A 16,778-nucleotide genomic window follows, 5' to 3' on the forward strand; every position below is an offset into this window, starting at 1 on the left:
CAATTATGCAGCATACGTTACTGATTGTAGAGGACGAGCACCAACTTCGCAGTATAACCGCTGATTATTTACGCAACGAAGGATACCGGGTATTGGAGGCGGCGGACGGGGAAGAGGCTTTGGCTCTGTCCCTGAGGGATACAGTCTCCTTGTACATATTGGATTGGATGCTGCCAGGAATAGATGGAAAAGGTTTGTGTAGACGCATTAGAGAGATCTCGCCCGCACCGATTCTATTCTTGACAGCCAAATCAGAAGAATTGGATAAATTAACCGCGCTAGAGCTCGGGGCTGATGATTATATGACTAAGCCCTTTTCCATCCGGGAATTGGCGGTCCGGGTAAAGGTGCTGATTCGTAGGGCTTTTGAAATGAATGGCCGTTCTTCGGGCATGCCAACATGGATGGCGGAGAATCCGGTGTTAGAACGGGGCAGAATGCTGATGGACCCGGAGAAACATCAAGTGTACATCGATCAGGTTCCTGTAGAACTAACTTCAACCGAATTCAAAATATTGCTCGTTCTGTCTCGGGTTCCCGGTAGAGTCTATAGCAGAATGCAGCTGCTAGAGCAGGCTATGGGGGTCGAATATGCAGGTTATGAACGAACGATAGATACCCATATTCGGAATGTAAGGAAGAAAATCGAGCGAAATGCCGATCAGCCAGAGATGATACTTACGGTTTTTGGAGTAGGGTATAAGTTCGAGGTTGCTTTATGAGCATCGGTAAAAAAATAGCGTTAATCTTCGGTATGTTGCAACTTGTGATCGGATTCGGATATTTGAGTCTTTATGTATGGAGTAGCGGATTACATCCTTTTTCAATTGCATTATGGAGCGATTATAAATTATGGTTGGCGCTGCTGCTTTTCCTCGGAGGACTTGTGGCAGTATATATCGCAGCAGTGTATATAGGGTACCCGTTCAAAAGAGACTTAAAAAAACTCGAAAATGCTTCACCTTCCAGCTTGGATAACATGAACATGGACTCTCAAAAGGATGAATGGCAGCAGCTTATGCTGTATACCACATATTTAGCCCGCAGATTGGAGGAAGACTCGGAGGTCAAGGAAAGAATCCTGGCAGATGCAGTTCATGAAATGAGGACCCCGCTCTCGGTCATACGAGGACAGGTTGAGAGTATTCTGGAGGGGACGCTTGCATACGAGCCTGAGCAGCTACTCCCTTTACTTGATGAGACATCAAGATTGACCAGACTTATTCATGATTTAAGAGAGCTTAGTCGGGCGGAATCAGGAAAATTGAAATTGAATTACGAGTGGATAGACTTTTCGGAACTGATTGGCCGCGTATGGGAACGATTTGAAGCTGAGGCAGAAGAGAAATGGATCCAGTGTGATAAGAAAACCGAAGCGGAGAAGGTGTTTTGTGATCCTCAACGTATGGAGCAGGTGCTCATTAATTTGATTGGAAACGCTGTTACATACACGCCTAACGACGGATTTTTAAGCATTCAAGCCAAGAGTCAAGATTATATGTTGACAGTTACTGTGCACAATTCGGGAGAAGGGATATCGCTGGAACATCTTCCGTATGTATTTCAGCGCTTTTACCGGGCGGACTTTTCGCGTCAGCGTTCGAGCGGCGGAATGGGACTCGGGCTGGCCATCGCCAAGCACTATGTAGAAGCTCACGAAGGCAAGATCACGGTTGACAGTAATCCTGGAAAAGGAGCTGTTTTTCAATTTTCGATCCCCTTATTTCCGCAATCTTGATAACTTCTTAACAACTTTTTGAATCGTCCTTCAAAGCTCCTTGCTACAATCAGGAACGTGAAAGAAGCGGGGAGGAATATCTAAATGAACCATAATGACGGAGCGCTGCTCCAATGTATGAATGTCAAAAAAGTATATGGCCGGGGTGAAAGCCGGACAGAAGCGCTTCGTGGTGTTGACTTTAGCTTGTCCCAAGGAGAGATGACAGCCATTATGGGCCCGTCGGGATGCGGAAAAACGACGCTTCTGCACTGTTTGTCTGGAATGGATCAAATCACTTCAGGGGAAATCTGGTTTCAAGGACAAGAACTTCACAGTATGAAAGAGAAGCGGAAGGACGCGCTTCGGGGTTCTGCCATGGGATTTGTTTTTCAAAACTATAACCTCATTCCGGTACTGACAGCTGTTGAGAATGTAGAACTGCCTTTGCTAAGTCAAGGAGTATCCCCATCCGTCTCACGTAAAAAAGCGATGGAGGCGCTCGGTAAAGTAGGGTTACATGAACGTAGATTTCATAAACCTGCCCATATGTCGGGAGGGCAGCAGCAGCGCGTTGCTTTGGCGAGAGCTATGGTGCATAACCCCCAAATCATATGGGCGGATGAGCCTACAGGGGCTCTGGACCGTGAAACAACAGACAAGGTTATGCAATTGATACAGCATCTGAACCGTGAGGAAGGCACAACATTTGTCATCGTAACACATGATCCCCGCATTGCATCGGTTACTTCTCGCATCGTGTATATGGACAGCGGAAAAGTCATCCATGAGAAGCGTAACGACGGCGGGGGAATGTAGATGATGCTATATGCCATTTCCATCGTTGGCCTGTTCCTCATTATCTTGATGTCAGTTTATATGAAAAAGCATCCCCATTTGCGGCGCATGTCGTTCCGGAATATTTGGTCACAGCGGCAGAAGAGCTTGTACGCTCTTTTTGGGGGAATCATGAGCACAGCACTAATTACGGCAGCCCTGCAGCTTCAGTTCTCCATGAGCCATAGTGTGGATAATTATATGCAGCATAGTTTCGGACCCATTGTGGCTGAAATTTCTGCACAAAGACAGCAGACAACCAGCCTTATGAAACAGGACTTAGAGCGTCTTACGGAAGATATGGAAGAGTCCGGGTTTTACGCAGGATTTATTCCGGCTATGATGGGGGAGGCAACATTATCTAAGAGGGATTCCAGTGGAACTCCGTTTATTTTGCAGCCCAAGACGATGGTATACTCATTTCCTGATATGGGGGATATATCGGTTCCTGAAGGCGAGTCTGCTGCTGTGTATATGAAACAGACAGCCGAACTCAGGCCGCTTCCGGGCGAGATTTGGCTGGACTCCCAAACGGCGAAACAGCTTGAGACAGAGATCGGCCAAAACATTGTTGTCACGATGGATGGGCGGGAAGTCGAGCTTCGCGTTGGAAATATTGTGGAAGAGAAAGGGCTGCTCGCTTATCGCGGAGAAGAGAAAACAACAGCCTCGGCCGTTGTGAACTGCGAGACAGCGGGGCAGTTGTTTAATTTCCCCGTGGATGCAGTCAATCGGGTTCTGTTGCTTCGTAATAACGACTCTGGCAGCTCGGTCAATTATAGCGGGTTGCGAATAAATAACGAGTGGAACATGTATTTTTCCGCCGCACTTGCCTACAATGATCTGCAAGGCTCGACAAAGCTGCTGCCGATTTTTACGATTGCCAGCTTGACATCGATTTTTATTGGAATGCTATTTACGGTTAATTTATTTCATATGATTACAGAAGAACGGAGGCAGGAAATCGGCATATTACGCGCGATCGGTATGAACGCCTCCCAGACTCGGGGGCTACTCCTGCTTGAAGGATTTTGGTATGCGCTGATTTCTGGAATTATTGGCCTGATCGTAGGAGGGGCATTATCGAAATTGCTGGTGTCACAGCTCGGTGTTGTGCTCCGCGAGCTGATGATGAATGAGGACGGGCTGGCCGTTGAATTCAGTTTCCATATGGACCCCGTCAGTTATTCGGCTGCATTAGGACTAGGGATAATTCTGATAATGCTCTCTATCCTTCAAGTGAGTGGTAAACCGTTAAAAATAAGCATTGTAGAATCTTTGAAGCCTGCGTCAGCGGAGCAACGCCATACCTTAAAAAGGTATAAAGTTGCCCGCTGGGTATTAGGCGGTGCGGCACTTGCAGCGTTAGCCGGTATAATCGGATACTCGATGACGGACAGCTTTTTGGAAAGCATCAGTTTTCCGGAGATTAATCCGCTAGATATTTTGTTTTTTTGCTTCGTTGTTTTGGCCCTTGCTGCTGTCACCAGCGTACTACTGCTCCCGTTATTATTAAAGCTGCTGTATGCAATTCTTGCTCCGCTCGGGAGCTGGAGAGGAATGTTGAAAATATCTTTGCGCTACCCGCTGTACTATAACCGGAGAACGGTGTTACAGCTGCTTATGTTCTCCTGTGTCTTATTCCTGACTTGTTTTTCAGCGTTGTTTAGCGAGACACTTGGAGGCCGTTTTGGCCAGTTTGATCCACGAAATGCAACAGGAGGGTTTGACCGATATGCCTTAACCTCTGAACAAGTCACTTCTGAGCGTCTAAAAGATAAATTGGAACAATCTCTTTATGGCAATGCGAAAGGAATTCAATATACCGTTATATCAAGCATGAATCTGCCATTTGGCTATAAACAGAGTTTGTACGGAGTTACAGAAGACTATGGAAAGCTGCAAACGATGAGACTAAAGCAAAGGGTGCCTGAGCTGGCAAGCGATCAGGAGGCTTGGAGTAAAGTAGCGACTGATCCGGAATGGATTATCGTAAGTGACAGTCTACTTAAGGCTATCGGCCAAGATCTCTCACCGGGAGATTTGCTTATAACTGATGGTAATAGCTTTAGGAATAGAATGGGGGAAGAGAACGCCAAACCGTTTGTCATACGTAAACAGATTGCGGCGATCATTGAGGGTCATGTGAATTCGGTTAATTATCCGACGGCCCAGGGCATTTGGGTTTCCTCACAATCCTTTGATAAGGAGTATTCCAATCATCAGTCTTCCCGGCTTCTTCTCTTTAAGGAGGGAGAGAATGCTGGATTAACAGCGGAGTGGAACGCACTGGAGAAGACTTTGACTGCAATGAATGTACATCCGCTCTTTGATCCGCAGAAAGTGAATGAACAGAGCACCGGCTTCTTCCGCGTATTTTTCGGATTGTTTGAAGGTTTTAATGCGCTTGCCGCATTTATCGGGAGCATGGGACTCTTAATTCTGATGCTGCGTGCCTTCGCAGAGCGAAGACAGCAGTTTGGCATGCTACGAGCCATTGGTGTTAGCTCAACCCATATTCGGCATGGATTTACCCTGGAAGGAGCGGTGATTGCGGTTCTTGGTGTTACGATCGGGGTTGTGATCGGAACCTATGGAGGATATTTAATGGTCCAGGCTTTTATGCAGGATGGGAAAGAAATGTTTTCGAGGGAACCGGTATCCGTTCCTTGGAGCAAGCTGGCTGTCTATTATTTTGGAGCTATCCTATTAACGTTATTGTGTACCTCTATTCCAGCCAGAAAGGCTCAAAAGCAGTCTCCAGCAGAGGCATTTCGGTATACGGAATAAGCGTATGATATATAACAAAATCAAGGGACTGTCCTCAGGTCATGTATTGACCATAAAGGACAGTCCCTTGATTGTTTATAGTGATGGAATGATAACGCGGAATACAGATCCTTCACCAACCTTGCTGTCTCCCTCAATCATTCCACCATGAGCTTCCACAATGGATTGTGTAATCGAAAGTCCTAACCCGGAGCCTCCATATTTACGGCTTCGGGAATTATCGATGCGGTAAAATCGTTCAAACAGGTGAGGAAGATGATCGGACGGTATGCCTTGGCCATTGTCACTCACTGTAAGAACGGCTTGTTTCTCATGGAGTTTCAAGCTGACCTCAATTTGTCCTTTTTTAAGGTTAGTGTGCTGGACGGCATTATGAAACAAGTTCAGCACGACCTGCTTGAGTTTGTCTGGATCACACATGCAGCGAATACCTTGTTCCAGGTTAAAGGACACGAATCGTTCATCCGCCAGCATTCTCAGGTGCGGCTCCATCTCCATGATCAGCATATCCAGCTGAGTTTCCTTTAGCTGAAGTTCGGGAGCTCTGTCGAGCTTGGCGAGCAGAAGGAGATCCTCGATCAACTTTTTCATACGGTTTGATTCACCATGCATACTGCGTAAAGCTGCTTCCAGCTGATCTGGATGATTGGCCGCTCCGCGGAGTAGCACTTCCAGAAAGCCGTGAATGGAAGTCAGCGGTGTGCGAAGCTCATGTGATGCATCCGCAATGAAGCGGCGCATCTGCTCCTTGGATTCACGCTCCGCCCTGAAGGAAGTGTCCAAGCGTTCAAGCATGCTGTTAAACGATTCCGCGAGGCGGTCGATCTCCTGCTGACCCTGCTGATCTGGAAAACGGTCAGCCAAATTGCCGGCATCCGTCCGCTCTACGGCCTCCACCATGTTGTTCAACGGATTTAGTGTTTGGCGCAGAAGCGGCAGATAGAGAAGCAGACCGCCGGCCATAGCGAGCAATGCGAGTGCAGTAAAGGTCACCAATTGCCGCAGAATCACATCCTGAATCGGATCCGTATTTTTCCCCATCTGCAGCAGTCCATCTGGATTTCCCGGATTGCCGGCAGGGAGGAATACAACCAATTGTTCGGTGCCATCCTTATCTTTTACAACCCGGTACTCGTTCGGCTTACGTTCCTTCATTTCACTTAAAATGGAACGATACGTATCAGCCGACAGCTGCGGTGCGCTATATCCTCCATCAGTCTGCACCTCATTAAAACCGCCCTCCGCGTCGATAACGGCCAGTGACATATCCGGCATGAAGAACAACGGTCTCCGGCCGGTGTCGGGTTCTTTGGCCTGCTTGTCGTTATCTATCTGATCCGGCTGGTGTCTGTCAGATAAAGTCCCGGAAGAATTCCAGACGTCTCTGGGAACGGAGTGCAGCTGGGCCGTCATCGCTTCCGCCTGGCTACGGTACATGACATTTTTCATCAATACATACTGCAGGAAACCTATCAGAATCAGAAGTACAGCCAGGACGAACAGCGACCTGGATAACAGCTGAACCCTTAGAGAACCGGGTTTCCGAAATATCTTTGAGATACGTTCCTTCATGGCAGATCAACCCGGTATCCGGCGCCCCGTAGGGTGCGTATAATTACGTGTTCTTTATCTCCCAGCTTCTCGCGAAGAGAGCGGATATACACTTCGACAATGTTGTCCTCTCCACCAAAATCATAGTCCCATACGATATTCAAAATTTTACTCTTGCTCATGACGGTGCCATGTTTGATGATTAACAGTTTAAGAAGGTCATACTCTGTTGGGGACAATGTCAGGGCCTGCCCTAAGTACGTGATTTCCCGTTTACGGTCATCAATTCCAAAGGGACCTAATGTAATCTCTCCGAAAAGATTAGGGAATTGATTACGCAACCGCGCTTGAATTCGGGCGAGAAGCTCCTCGAAGCTGAAGGGTTTTATCATATAATCGTCCGCACCGGTGGTGAGTCCACGAATCCGGTCGCTTACCTCGTCCTTAGCGGTGAGCATAATAATGGCGGCATCATTTCCGTTCTGTTTTAATTGCCGACATACCTCCACGCCATCGATTCCCGGCATCATGATGTCCAAGATGATGATATGAGGATTGTAGAGATCAGCCATTTGAACAGCGCTTATGCCGTCTGAAGCGGATTCCACCTCAAACCCTTCACTGCGCAGTCCAAGCTCCAAAAATTGCAAAATATGCGGCTCATCATCCACTAGCAAAATTTTAATGCCTTTGATCGTATTCATTACTGTAGCCCCCATATCCATTCCAGTATCTATATTAACTAACAATGATCATACACCGGGAAGCTGAATGGCTCCTGAAACTTTTCTGAACATAAACTGAAAGCTAGTTTAAATATACAATCTTAATAGTAGTTGATATTATCTTAATTTAAGATATTATGAGTTTAAAAGTAAAAAACGATACAAAAACGTAAGGAGGAGTCAGGACATGAAAGGGACGCTGTATCCACCCGAAATGCATGGAAGAGGCATATACGATGGAGGGAAAATTACAGAATCGAAGCCGATCGGTCTTTCGGGAGAGGGATCTGCCGTTACCCGTGTAGGTCCACTGTTTTATTGGTCCTGGTTTCACTCACCTCTTGAGGGATATATAGGATTGCATCCGCACCAAGGCTTTGAAATCATCACCTATATGATTCAAGGCAGAGCGGTTCATAGTGATACGCTCGGTATTACAAGTGAGGTAGAGGCTGGTGGTCTGCAGCTCATGCGAACAGGATCTGGTGTCCGGCATGAGGAGCGTTTTATTGGACCGGATGCGGAAGGATTTCAAATCTGGTTTGAACCGCTATTGCGGGACTCTTTGAAGCAAAATCCGTCTTATCGGCGATACCAGCACAAAGATTTTCATATCGAACGGGAGGATGGAATTGTCCGCAAGACGGTCATTGGTGATAGATCTCCGGCTGATTTATCGGTAGATGCCCGTATGTATGATGTCCATCTTCAGGAAGGTAAGAGCATAACCTATATGCTGCTTCAAGGACGCGTGTTAACCGCCCTTGCTGTCCGAGGTAGCGGAATTTGGAATGGCCAAACAGAGGGAGACCAGCTTCAGTTTCATCATAAGGATTTTGTCCTTCTGAGTTCGAATGCTAATGAATTACTCAGTCTTACAGCTAGTGAGGGACTAAGAATGATTTTGATTGATGTGCCTGACAATCCAGGTTATCCACTTTATCCGAAGAAACCATAAACCTTTGCATCTGTGAATCCTAAAAGAGAACTGCCTTCACCAAATAGGTGTATGCAGCTCTCTTTTTTGATTGGTGCACGCTCATTTCTTTAAGTAGATCCAGAAATAAGAAGCAGAACATGTAAATTTATCCATTTAATAAGGAAAATATTAAAAGTAGTTATTTCATTAATAATCCTATGTACCCAATATTAGGTCGGATTCGAGACGAAAGTCCTTGTTTTTGGTAGAAGTTGGCTTGTTCTTTTGTGAAAATGGGAGCATGCGGTCCCGGTTTTGGCCTGTCTATAATGGGGGACGGGAAGACGGAGCGTGTTTTTGGATTCCAGACTTTTACGAGAATCAGGGAGGTACACATCACATGCAAATGAATTGGAGAAAAATAATGGCCGGTGCGCTTTTGTCTGTAACGGTTATGGGTTCTTACACATATGGATCAACTACATACGCGGCTGCAGCATCCAATGCTCAGGTCAGTGTACAGCAGGGGAAAGCCAATGGTAACGTCAATCTGAGAAGCAAGCCATCAACTTCAGGCAAAATCGTTGCTAAAATTAATAAAGGCGAAAAGGTTCAGATTGTAAAAAAAAGCAGCAGCAGCTGGTATGAAGTGAAGACAAGCTCAGGGAAACAGGGCTACGCTTCTTCGAAATATATTGTACCTGGAGGAAGCACAAATACCGGTGGAAGCTCCTCGAATAACAATAGCAATGGATCGGCTTCCAGCTCTGTTATGGTAGAGAACGCTATTAAAGCCGGAATGAAGTACTTGGGTACTCCTTATGAATTTGGTTCAGACCGCAATACGACGACAACCTTTGATTGCTCTGACTTTGTTCGTCGAGCATTTTTGGAAGGGACAGGCATTAAGCTTCCAAGCAGTTCCCGCACACAAGGTGACTGGATTAAGGACAAAGGAACTGCCGTTAGCAAAATCAGTAATTTGAAGCGCGGAGACCTCGTATTCTTCATGAGTTATAAAGGTTCTTCCGCTTCGAATTATGCCGGATTGGACAAGTCCAAGCAGCGTATTACCCATGTTGCTATCTATCTTGGAGACAATAAACTCCTGCATACATACTCACAAAAGTCCGGCGGCGTGCTGGTCGGTAATTTCAGTGATTCTTGGAAAAATCGTTTCCTCTTTGGTGGAAGTGTAATATAAAGAAATCGTGTTAGGTAATAATTGAGTTTATTTTAACGAGCATGAATCTAAAGGAAATATTATGGATTAAACGCGGATGAAAAGGTTGAAACAGCCTTTTGTCCGTTTTTTTATTTGCATTTTAATCTATATTTCCGTATTGTGTGTCATAATTAGAAATGAAAAAACGCATGAAAGATTGAATAGGAGTGACATCTATGAATGGGCAGAATCGTTCTGACATAAAACCCGGAATTGAAGTAGATATTGTGTTGAAGCAGGATCAGCGGACGGGCAAGCTGACGCGAGGTATTGTAAAAGATATTTTAACGAATTCTCCGCGTCATCCGCATGGTATTAAGGTCCGGCTTCAGGACGGACAAGTGGGTCGTGTCAAAGCTATATATGCGGACTAACTGGCAGGAGCGATTGTAGGAACGATTCGTAAGCGTAGCGTTAGATAAAGGGGTGCCCAAAGGTTAGTAAACCTGTTGGACACCCCATTTTCTATTACATCAAATACCGAATGAATATATAAACCGATGAGATTACGATGGACAATATCATAAGCGGAAAGCCGTATTTTAAATACTCCATAAACTTGATCGGATGCCCTTCTTTCGCTGATAGGCCTGCCGTGACAAGATTAGCGCTTGCACCGATTAGTGTTCCGTTGCCGCCGAGGCAGGCACCGAGAGCAAGGCTCCACCATAAGGGTTCAAGATTGCTTATTCCGCCCTGGCCCATCTCCTGAATGAGAGGGATCATAGTAGCCACAAACGGAATGTTATCAACGAATGCAGATGCGATACCACTGAGCCATAAGATCAGCATAGAAGAGGCTGTAAGATTGCCTCCAGTCCATTCGAGCGCTTGTTCAGCCAATCGGGCGATGACGCCAGTTTCAATCAGCCCTGAGACGAGTACGAACAATCCTACAAAGAAAAAGATGGTTGTCCACTCCACTTTTCCGATGGCCTGTTCCATCATATGTTCTCCTGTCAGCAGCAATAGAATGAATGCACCTGTGAGAGCAACTGTGGCAGATTCCAGATGAATCAGCTGATGCAGAAAAAAACCAGCGATGGTGAGCGCAAGTACGGATACCGACTTTATGAGCAGCTTTCGGTCGGTGATCATATCTTTCTCATTTAGCTCCATCACCTGGCGCATAAGCTCGGGTGTTGTCTTGATCCGTTTGCGGAACATGAGCACAACCAGGGGCAGTATAGTCGCCATAATGAGGATGATGATAGGTGTTAAGTTCTGGATGAAGGCCATAAAGGTCAGTTCCGGAACCCGGCTGCCGATCATAATATTCGGCGGGTCGCCAATCATGGTTGCCGTCCCGCCGGTATTCGAAGCGATGATGATAGCAATCATGTACGGAATGGGGTCGACGCGTAGTTGGCGTGTAATGCTATATGTAACGGGTACCATGAGCAGCACGGTCGTCACATTGTCGAGAAAGGCAGAGCCCACCGCAGTGATAAGTGATAAATAGATCAGAATTTTGACCGGATGACCTCCGGCTTTTTTGGCTGACCAAACAGCCATGTACTTGAAGAGTCCTGTCTCCGCCGTAATATTAACAATAATCATCATACCGATCAGAAGCCCAAGGGTGTTAAAGTCGATATGGTGCAGAGCGGTTTCCTGATCCACTATACCAAACATGACCATGAGTACTCCGCCCAGCATGGCCGTAATAGTCCGGTGTATTTTTTCACTAATAATGATGGCATATACGATTAGAAATATGGCAATGGCCAAAATAGCTTGCTGTTCCATAAAGCGCCTCCAATAAGAGTTCAGGGTAATCTAGACGACAAAAGGAGCCTGCAAACAGGCAGGCCCTCTTACGTATTTCTTCGCCGAACATCGTTTGTGTCCATGATTATACGCCCAGACTTTTTCTTTGTAAAGAAGCTGTCGGGCTGTAAAAAAGTTATGCTGGATATCATCCACAGCTGGTAGATTTTTTGCGTGACGGTATCAAAATTTATGAATATCATCAGCTATAATACTAGATAACATGATGAATCATTTACAGAGTGAAAGACAAAAGACGCCCATCATTAGAGCTGTCAAAAGACTAAGACTATAATTGACCTTCCAAAATTTGAACAAACTGCTCCAAAAATTCGCGGTCTTCCTGATCGAAGCGCTTTACGAGTGGACTGTCGATATCCAGTACGCCGTATAGCTGTCCATCCTTTACTACTGGGACAACAATTTCACTATTGGATGCAGCGTCACAGGCGATATGGCCGGGAAAGGCATGTACATCCTCTACAACGAGTGTTTTCAGTTCAGCTGCAGCGGTTCCGCATACACCGCGGTTTAGCGGGATACGAATGCAGGCAGGGAGGCCTTGGAAAGGTCCAAGAACAAGCTCTTTCCCGTCATAGAGATAGAAACCGACCCAGTTAATATCTTTCAGAAAATGATTCAGCAAAGAAGAGGCGTTGGCCAGATTGGCTACAGCATTCGGCTCATCATGTATAAGTGCCTTTAACTGATTGAGCACCTGGGCGAATTGTTCGTTGCGGGTACCTTCATAGGGTATATTTTGAAACATGGGCGATCCACCTCTCTTACGTTTGATTCTCTATTAATTTTATTAAGATAGTACAAGGCCGGAACTCCGTCAAGCTTCACGGTCGTTTCGAACCAGGCTATGGCTAAAAATGGATGATGAGTGCAGATGTGAAAAACTTGTTTATTGGCATCCATTTGCTCTATCACGCCCATCAGCGGGATTTCACAATCAGTGATATACAACCCAAAACCAGAGTAAGACGAAGGAATTGTGCAGCGAAGTGCTTAAGCCAGTACAACGGAAGTAAGCAGATACCATAGCATAAAGAAAACAGGTCTGCGGACAGAGGTCCATAGCAAAAATAGCCTCCGGAGTGAGCGTCATACACCTCTCCGGGGGCTATTTTTTATACGGGATTATACGGATTCAAGGGAATTGTCCTTAAAAAACTCGAGCCGTGTTGGTTCAGTAGCAGTCTTTATTTCGGGTTTCCCCATATGTTCGTGCAGGAAAGATCGGATTTCCTGACGATATTTTTGGGGATCGATATGATAAGCATTGGCGTGAATAGCGCCTTGGATCAGAACAAGCTTTTTGGGCTCAGGCTTCGCATCGTACATCTCCTGGCTCATATAGGTTGGTACGTAGGTGTCGTTCGTTCCATGAATGAACATGACCGGAAGATGGCTTTCCCGTACGGAACGGATCGGGCTGACCTGCTCAAAGCTGAAGCCAGCTTTTTTACGGATCCGGTTATGAACCCAACGGAAAAAAGGTACGGCGGGAACTTTGTTAAGTTTCGTTATTTGGTATTTCATCAGATCTGTGAGATCAGAATAAGGACAGTCCGCAATAACAAGTTTAACCTGCGGAGCAGCGATAGAAAGATATTCTAGAACAGTTCCGCCACCAAGGGACTGACCGTGGAGGCCGATCTCGGTATCCTTGCCGTGCTGTTCGACAAGCCAATTAACCCATGTCTGAACATCATATTTTTCATAAAATCCATATGTGGTGTAGCGCCCTTCACTCCGTCCGTGACGACGCTGATCGATAAGCAGCACATTATAGCCTTCGTCCGTAAACATATCGATAAATTGGGTGGAGAAGGCGCGGGAGCCAGTATATCCGTGTACGATGATCATCCAGCGTTTGGAGTCCGGATAAAGCTCAATCGCAGCTCCGCTCAGCTTTAGTCCGTCGACGCTTGAGAGGATAATTTCTTTTTTGACCAGAGCTTCGTAGCGATCCTGGCTGTACAGACCAAGACTTTCAAGTACGGTGAACAGGCTGAGGTCATTCTTGACTTTCATTTGTGTGATCTGCAGGAATCCAAAATGCGTAATACCTGCCGCGAGAATGGCCAAAAACAACAGTATTATGATCGTGATATACATCAAGAATACTCCTCCTCTTCTTCCGTTTTACTTCAGCGGGGTGGAGGGATCTAATATTGACGGGAATGTGCCGCGTGACTCAATATAGAAGCATCTGCCCCGGTGACTGACCCATGAATCATGCAAATTCAAAACGATCAAATGTAACTATATACATGATCGTAGTATCACCTAAAAGGTCAAGGATAAGTCAAATTTTTTAAACACACAAGGCTTTCATTGAACCACCAAGCTGGCTGGCTGCTGTTTAGGGGGATTGTGCTTTGTAGTTGAAATTGGAGGACAGGAGTGACTTTCTTATGTACCAGTGCAAGGGTATTATCCCCGAGCTAAGAGGGACAACCGTACGACTGAGAAAAATGTCTCCCCGCGATGCCGATGATCTGTATCAATGTTGGTCCGATGAGCGGACAGCAAGATATTTGTATCTTCCATCCATGAATGGAAGACATGATGCAGAAGCTCTAATCCTGCTGCTCAATGAGCTATCGGAGTCTGAAGATTCGTTACGATGGGGAGTTGAACATCTGGACAGCGGCATAATGATCGGTAGCTGCGGATTCAATGGGTGGCAGATTCAAGGGGCTTTCCGGGGAGAATTCGGCTGTGAGCTTGCGAGTTCGTATTGGGGTAACGGATATATGCGAGAAGCGGCTGCGATGGCACTCGAATACGGATTCCGTGTAATGGGCTTAAACCGAGTGGAGGCTTTTTCGGATATACACAATGAAAGAGGTGCCGAATTTTTTCGGAAAATCGGCTTTGAGTACGAGGGAATTCTTCGGGAATACAAGCATACTTCGACAGGCTATATAGACGTTAATATATTTTCGCTGCTCCGACGGGACTGGAATCGTGAGAATATTAGTGATCAGGATATTCGGGGATAACCAAAATGTTGAGGAAGGAAGCGGATGAATGTTAATTCAATATGAACAGGGAAACTCACTTCTGCATCGGTGGGACCCATTAAGCAAGCTGGCTGTCCTGATGTGTACCGCTGTAGTGGCCATGCTATGGGACGGAGCCCTTTTACAAGCAATTCTTCTAGCAGGGTGTATCATCGCGGCGAGATGGGCTGGAGGATTATCTTTACGTCATTTGCTCCGGGGAATCAAGCTTATTGCCGTGGTTGCTATCCCTTATTTTGTCTTAACGTCTCTGACTGTGCCTGGAGAGACGGTATGGTTTCAGTGGGGACCTATAAGATTGACGGCTGAATCGGTTAATCAGGCAGGCGAGATGAGTCTGAGGATGATCACCTTATTTTTGTCATCGCTAGCTTATATCGTAAGTACAGATCCGCAGGAGCTGGTAGCTGAAATGGTTCGAAGGCTGCGGATACCGTACCGTTTTGCCTTCGGGATTTCGGCGGCACTGACGTTTCTTCCTACACTGGAGGAGGAGGGGGCGAGCATTCGCGCTGCCCAGCAGGTTAGGGGGCACCGGCCTCCGAAGGGGATTGCTGGTAGGTTGTCATGGTGGGGCAGATTTGTTGCTGCGGTGCTGCTTAATAGTTTACGAAGGGTTCAGCAAACCGCTGGAGCGATGGAATCGAAAGGCTTTGGAGCCTACCCGAAACGTACGTTCCGAAAGGAAGTCGTTGTACCTTTTTGGGGACCTGCAGCAGCCATAATAGCGGTCGTTCTTACCGCATGGTCGTGGTGGACCGTCTAAATTGTTAACCATGTTACAATAAATTTTGGTTGACGAATTGCTGGCAAGAAGGCAAAATATGATCATGGCCCATTCGGCGAGAGATGTTAATGCTCTCTAATGGGTCTCCCGCACAATATTATTTGGTTATCGAAAGAGAGGGTTCTCATGAAAACATCATCCCGCAATCGATTCACAACACAGGACATCGTGCTAATGGCCATGCTTGCTGCCGTCAACGCCGTACTCACCGTGTATCTTGGCCCGGTCAACAAGCTTCTCGGCAGTTTGGGCGGTCCCATAGCTACCTCCGTCACGACAGGATTGTACATCGTTTACGGTTTGCTAGCTTATTACATCATTCGTAAACCTGGCACTGCAGCGATTACATACGGTATTGGAGGAACGATCCAGGCACTGACCGGTCCGGTATATGGAATAGCGTCATGTTTTGTCGCAGCGGCTTGTTATATGATTGTCGCGGAAGCTTTGTTCGCTTTCTTCCGGTGCAAGCGGTGGGGGACGGGAGTATTGATGCTCGTAGGAGGGGCGATGGTACCTTTATGGTTTCTGTTTGCCGCTAATATGTTCGGATATACGGCTTGGCCGACCAGTGTGCTCATCATTGCGCTGCTCGTCCGCATCCTAAGTGGTGTACTGTTATGCGGCCTTCTGGTCAAGGTTTTGGGGGACGCATTGAAGCGTACGGGTCTTTTACGCCGATTCGCCCTTGGTATGAAGGTGTAACCAGATGACGGGAACGAGAGTGACCTGTGAAGATATAACGTATATCTATGAAGGTGAAGATCTTCCCGCAGTAAAACATATTTCCTTAGTGATTCCGGCTGGCCAGTGGACCGCTGTAATTGGCGCGAGCGGCAGCGGTAAGTCGACGCTATGTCAGCTTCTGAATGGTCTCCTTCCACGCAGCGGAGGCGGGAGCAGGGAAGGAATATTGCTGCTGGACGAAATGGATCCGGCGGGAGCAGCGTTGGCAGAGGTCACTCAGGCCGCCGGCGTCCTGTTTCAGGATCCGAACGCCCAATTGGTCCAAGGGGTCGTAGAGGACGAGGTCGCCTTCGGTCCCGAGAATATGTGTGTGCAGCCGGCGGAAATCGAGCGCCGGATTGTGAATTCTCTGGAGGCCGTCGGCTTGACCGGCCGTCGCCGAGATCATGTGCGCAGGCTGTCCGGCGGACAGCGTCAGCGCACCGCTATAGCCGCCGTGCTGGCACTCCAGCCGCGGCTTTTCGTCTTCGACGACGCCTGCGCCAGCCTGGATGCTGCGGCGCAGGCGGACTTCCTGCAGCTATGCAGAGCGCTGCAGGGGGAGGGCCGGACGGTGGTCACCGCGTCCGGCCGCTTTGACGATGCCGCGCGCGCAGCGCAGCGCGTCATCGTCATGGACGGCGGCACCGTCGTGCTCGACGGGCCGCCGGAGGCGCTGCTGCGCCGCTGCGG

At 47.2% G+C, this 16,778-nt stretch carries 15 protein-coding genes and 1 pseudogene; 11 read left to right on the forward strand and 5 right to left on the reverse strand.

All coding sequences use genetic code 11. The annotated features are described in order from the left end of the window. The first annotated feature begins 5 nt into the window (after positions 1-5). The 4 genes from MNQ98_RS03945 to MNQ98_RS03960 all read left to right on the forward strand — a co-directional run bounded on the left by MNQ98_RS03945 (position 6) and on the right by MNQ98_RS03960 (position 5,344). Positions 6-722, forward strand: a complete 717-nt coding sequence (locus tag MNQ98_RS03945; protein WP_241932013.1) for a response regulator transcription factor — start codon at positions 6-8, stop codon at positions 720-722. Further along, positions 719-1,738 carry a sensor histidine kinase gene (locus tag MNQ98_RS03950; protein WP_241932014.1) on the forward strand — a complete coding sequence of 340 codons (1,020 nt, stop codon included), beginning with the start codon at positions 719-721 and terminating at the stop codon, positions 1,736-1,738. The genes MNQ98_RS03945 and MNQ98_RS03950 overlap by 4 nt, the downstream gene beginning before the upstream one ends. A gap of 84 nt (positions 1,739-1,822) precedes the next feature. After that, positions 1,823-2,536 carry an ABC transporter ATP-binding protein gene (locus tag MNQ98_RS03955; protein WP_241932015.1) on the forward strand — a complete coding sequence of 238 codons (714 nt, stop codon included), beginning with the start codon at positions 1,823-1,825 and terminating at the stop codon, positions 2,534-2,536. Further along, the gene (locus MNQ98_RS03960) at positions 2,537-5,344 is read left to right on the forward strand and encodes an ABC transporter permease (RefSeq protein WP_241932016.1); all 2,808 of its coding nucleotides are present in this window, start codon (positions 2,537-2,539) and stop codon (positions 5,342-5,344) included. Between the two features lie 75 nt (positions 5,345-5,419). Here MNQ98_RS03960 and MNQ98_RS03965 read toward each other — a convergent pair whose 3' ends face one another. Both MNQ98_RS03965 and MNQ98_RS03970 read right to left on the reverse strand, forming a co-directional pair. After that, positions 5,420-6,916, reverse strand: coding sequence for a sensor histidine kinase (locus MNQ98_RS03965; protein WP_241932017.1), 1,497 nt, complete (start codon positions 6,914-6,916; stop codon positions 5,420-5,422). Next, positions 6,913-7,599 carry a response regulator transcription factor gene (locus MNQ98_RS03970; protein WP_241932018.1) on the reverse strand — a complete coding sequence of 229 codons (687 nt, stop codon included), beginning with the start codon at positions 7,597-7,599 and terminating at the stop codon, positions 6,913-6,915. The genes MNQ98_RS03965 and MNQ98_RS03970 overlap by 4 nt, the downstream gene beginning before the upstream one ends. 208 nt (positions 7,600-7,807) lie before the next feature. On the opposite strand from MNQ98_RS03970, the gene MNQ98_RS03975 reads away from it, so the two are divergent. The 3 genes from MNQ98_RS03975 (at position 7,808) to MNQ98_RS03985 (ending at position 10,138) form a co-directional block, all read left to right on the forward strand. Then, positions 7,808-8,578 carry a pirin family protein gene (locus MNQ98_RS03975; RefSeq protein ID WP_241932019.1) on the forward strand — a complete coding sequence of 257 codons (771 nt, stop codon included), beginning with the start codon at positions 7,808-7,810 and terminating at the stop codon, positions 8,576-8,578. A gap of 361 nt (positions 8,579-8,939) precedes the next feature. Next, entirely contained in the window at positions 8,940-9,743 is an 804-nt protein-coding gene (locus tag MNQ98_RS03980) for a C40 family peptidase (protein WP_241932020.1), read from the forward strand. A 197-nt stretch (positions 9,744-9,940) separates the two neighbouring features. Beyond that, positions 9,941-10,138 carry a YwbE family protein gene (locus tag MNQ98_RS03985; RefSeq protein WP_241932021.1) on the forward strand — a complete coding sequence of 66 codons (198 nt, stop codon included), beginning with the start codon at positions 9,941-9,943 and terminating at the stop codon, positions 10,136-10,138. Positions 10,139-10,232: 94 nt separating this feature from the next. Here MNQ98_RS03985 and MNQ98_RS03990 read toward each other — a convergent pair whose 3' ends face one another. From MNQ98_RS03990 to MNQ98_RS04000, 3 genes are all read right to left on the reverse strand, one after another. Then, complete coding sequence (locus MNQ98_RS03990; RefSeq protein ID WP_241932022.1) at positions 10,233-11,513, reverse strand: ArsB/NhaD family transporter; 1,281 nt, start codon at positions 11,511-11,513, stop codon at positions 10,233-10,235. Positions 11,514-11,823: 310 nt separating this feature from the next. Then, positions 11,824-12,303, reverse strand: coding sequence for a GAF domain-containing protein (locus tag MNQ98_RS03995; RefSeq protein WP_241932023.1), 480 nt, complete (start codon positions 12,301-12,303; stop codon positions 11,824-11,826). 377 nt (positions 12,304-12,680) lie between these two features. Further along, entirely contained in the window at positions 12,681-13,661 is a 981-nt protein-coding gene (locus tag MNQ98_RS04000) for an alpha/beta hydrolase (protein WP_241933840.1), read from the reverse strand. A gap of 299 nt (positions 13,662-13,960) precedes the next feature. Here MNQ98_RS04000 and MNQ98_RS04005 point away from each other — a divergent pair, with 299 nt between their 5' ends. The 4 genes and pseudogenes from MNQ98_RS04005 to MNQ98_RS04020 form a co-directional block, all read left to right on the forward strand. Continuing rightward, complete coding sequence (locus tag MNQ98_RS04005; RefSeq protein WP_241932024.1) at positions 13,961-14,551, forward strand: GNAT family N-acetyltransferase; 591 nt, start codon at positions 13,961-13,963, stop codon at positions 14,549-14,551. A gap of 28 nt (positions 14,552-14,579) precedes the next feature. Next, positions 14,580-15,338: an energy-coupling factor transporter transmembrane component T family protein gene (locus MNQ98_RS04010; protein ID WP_241932025.1), complete on the forward strand. Its 759-nt coding sequence runs from the start codon at positions 14,580-14,582 to the stop codon at positions 15,336-15,338. A gap of 147 nt (positions 15,339-15,485) precedes the next feature. After that, positions 15,486-16,064: an ECF transporter S component gene (locus MNQ98_RS04015; protein WP_241932026.1), complete on the forward strand. Its 579-nt coding sequence runs from the start codon at positions 15,486-15,488 to the stop codon at positions 16,062-16,064. 4 nt (positions 16,065-16,068) lie between these two features. Further along, positions 16,069-16,743 (forward strand): annotated as a pseudogene (locus MNQ98_RS04020) (energy-coupling factor ABC transporter ATP-binding protein); the annotation flags it as partial. Positions 16,744-16,778 lie beyond the last annotated feature (35 nt).

This window comes from Paenibacillus sp. N3/727, from assembly GCF_022637315.1.
Lineage (GTDB): Bacteria > Bacillota > Bacilli > Paenibacillales > Paenibacillaceae > Paenibacillus_AQ > Paenibacillus_AQ uliginis.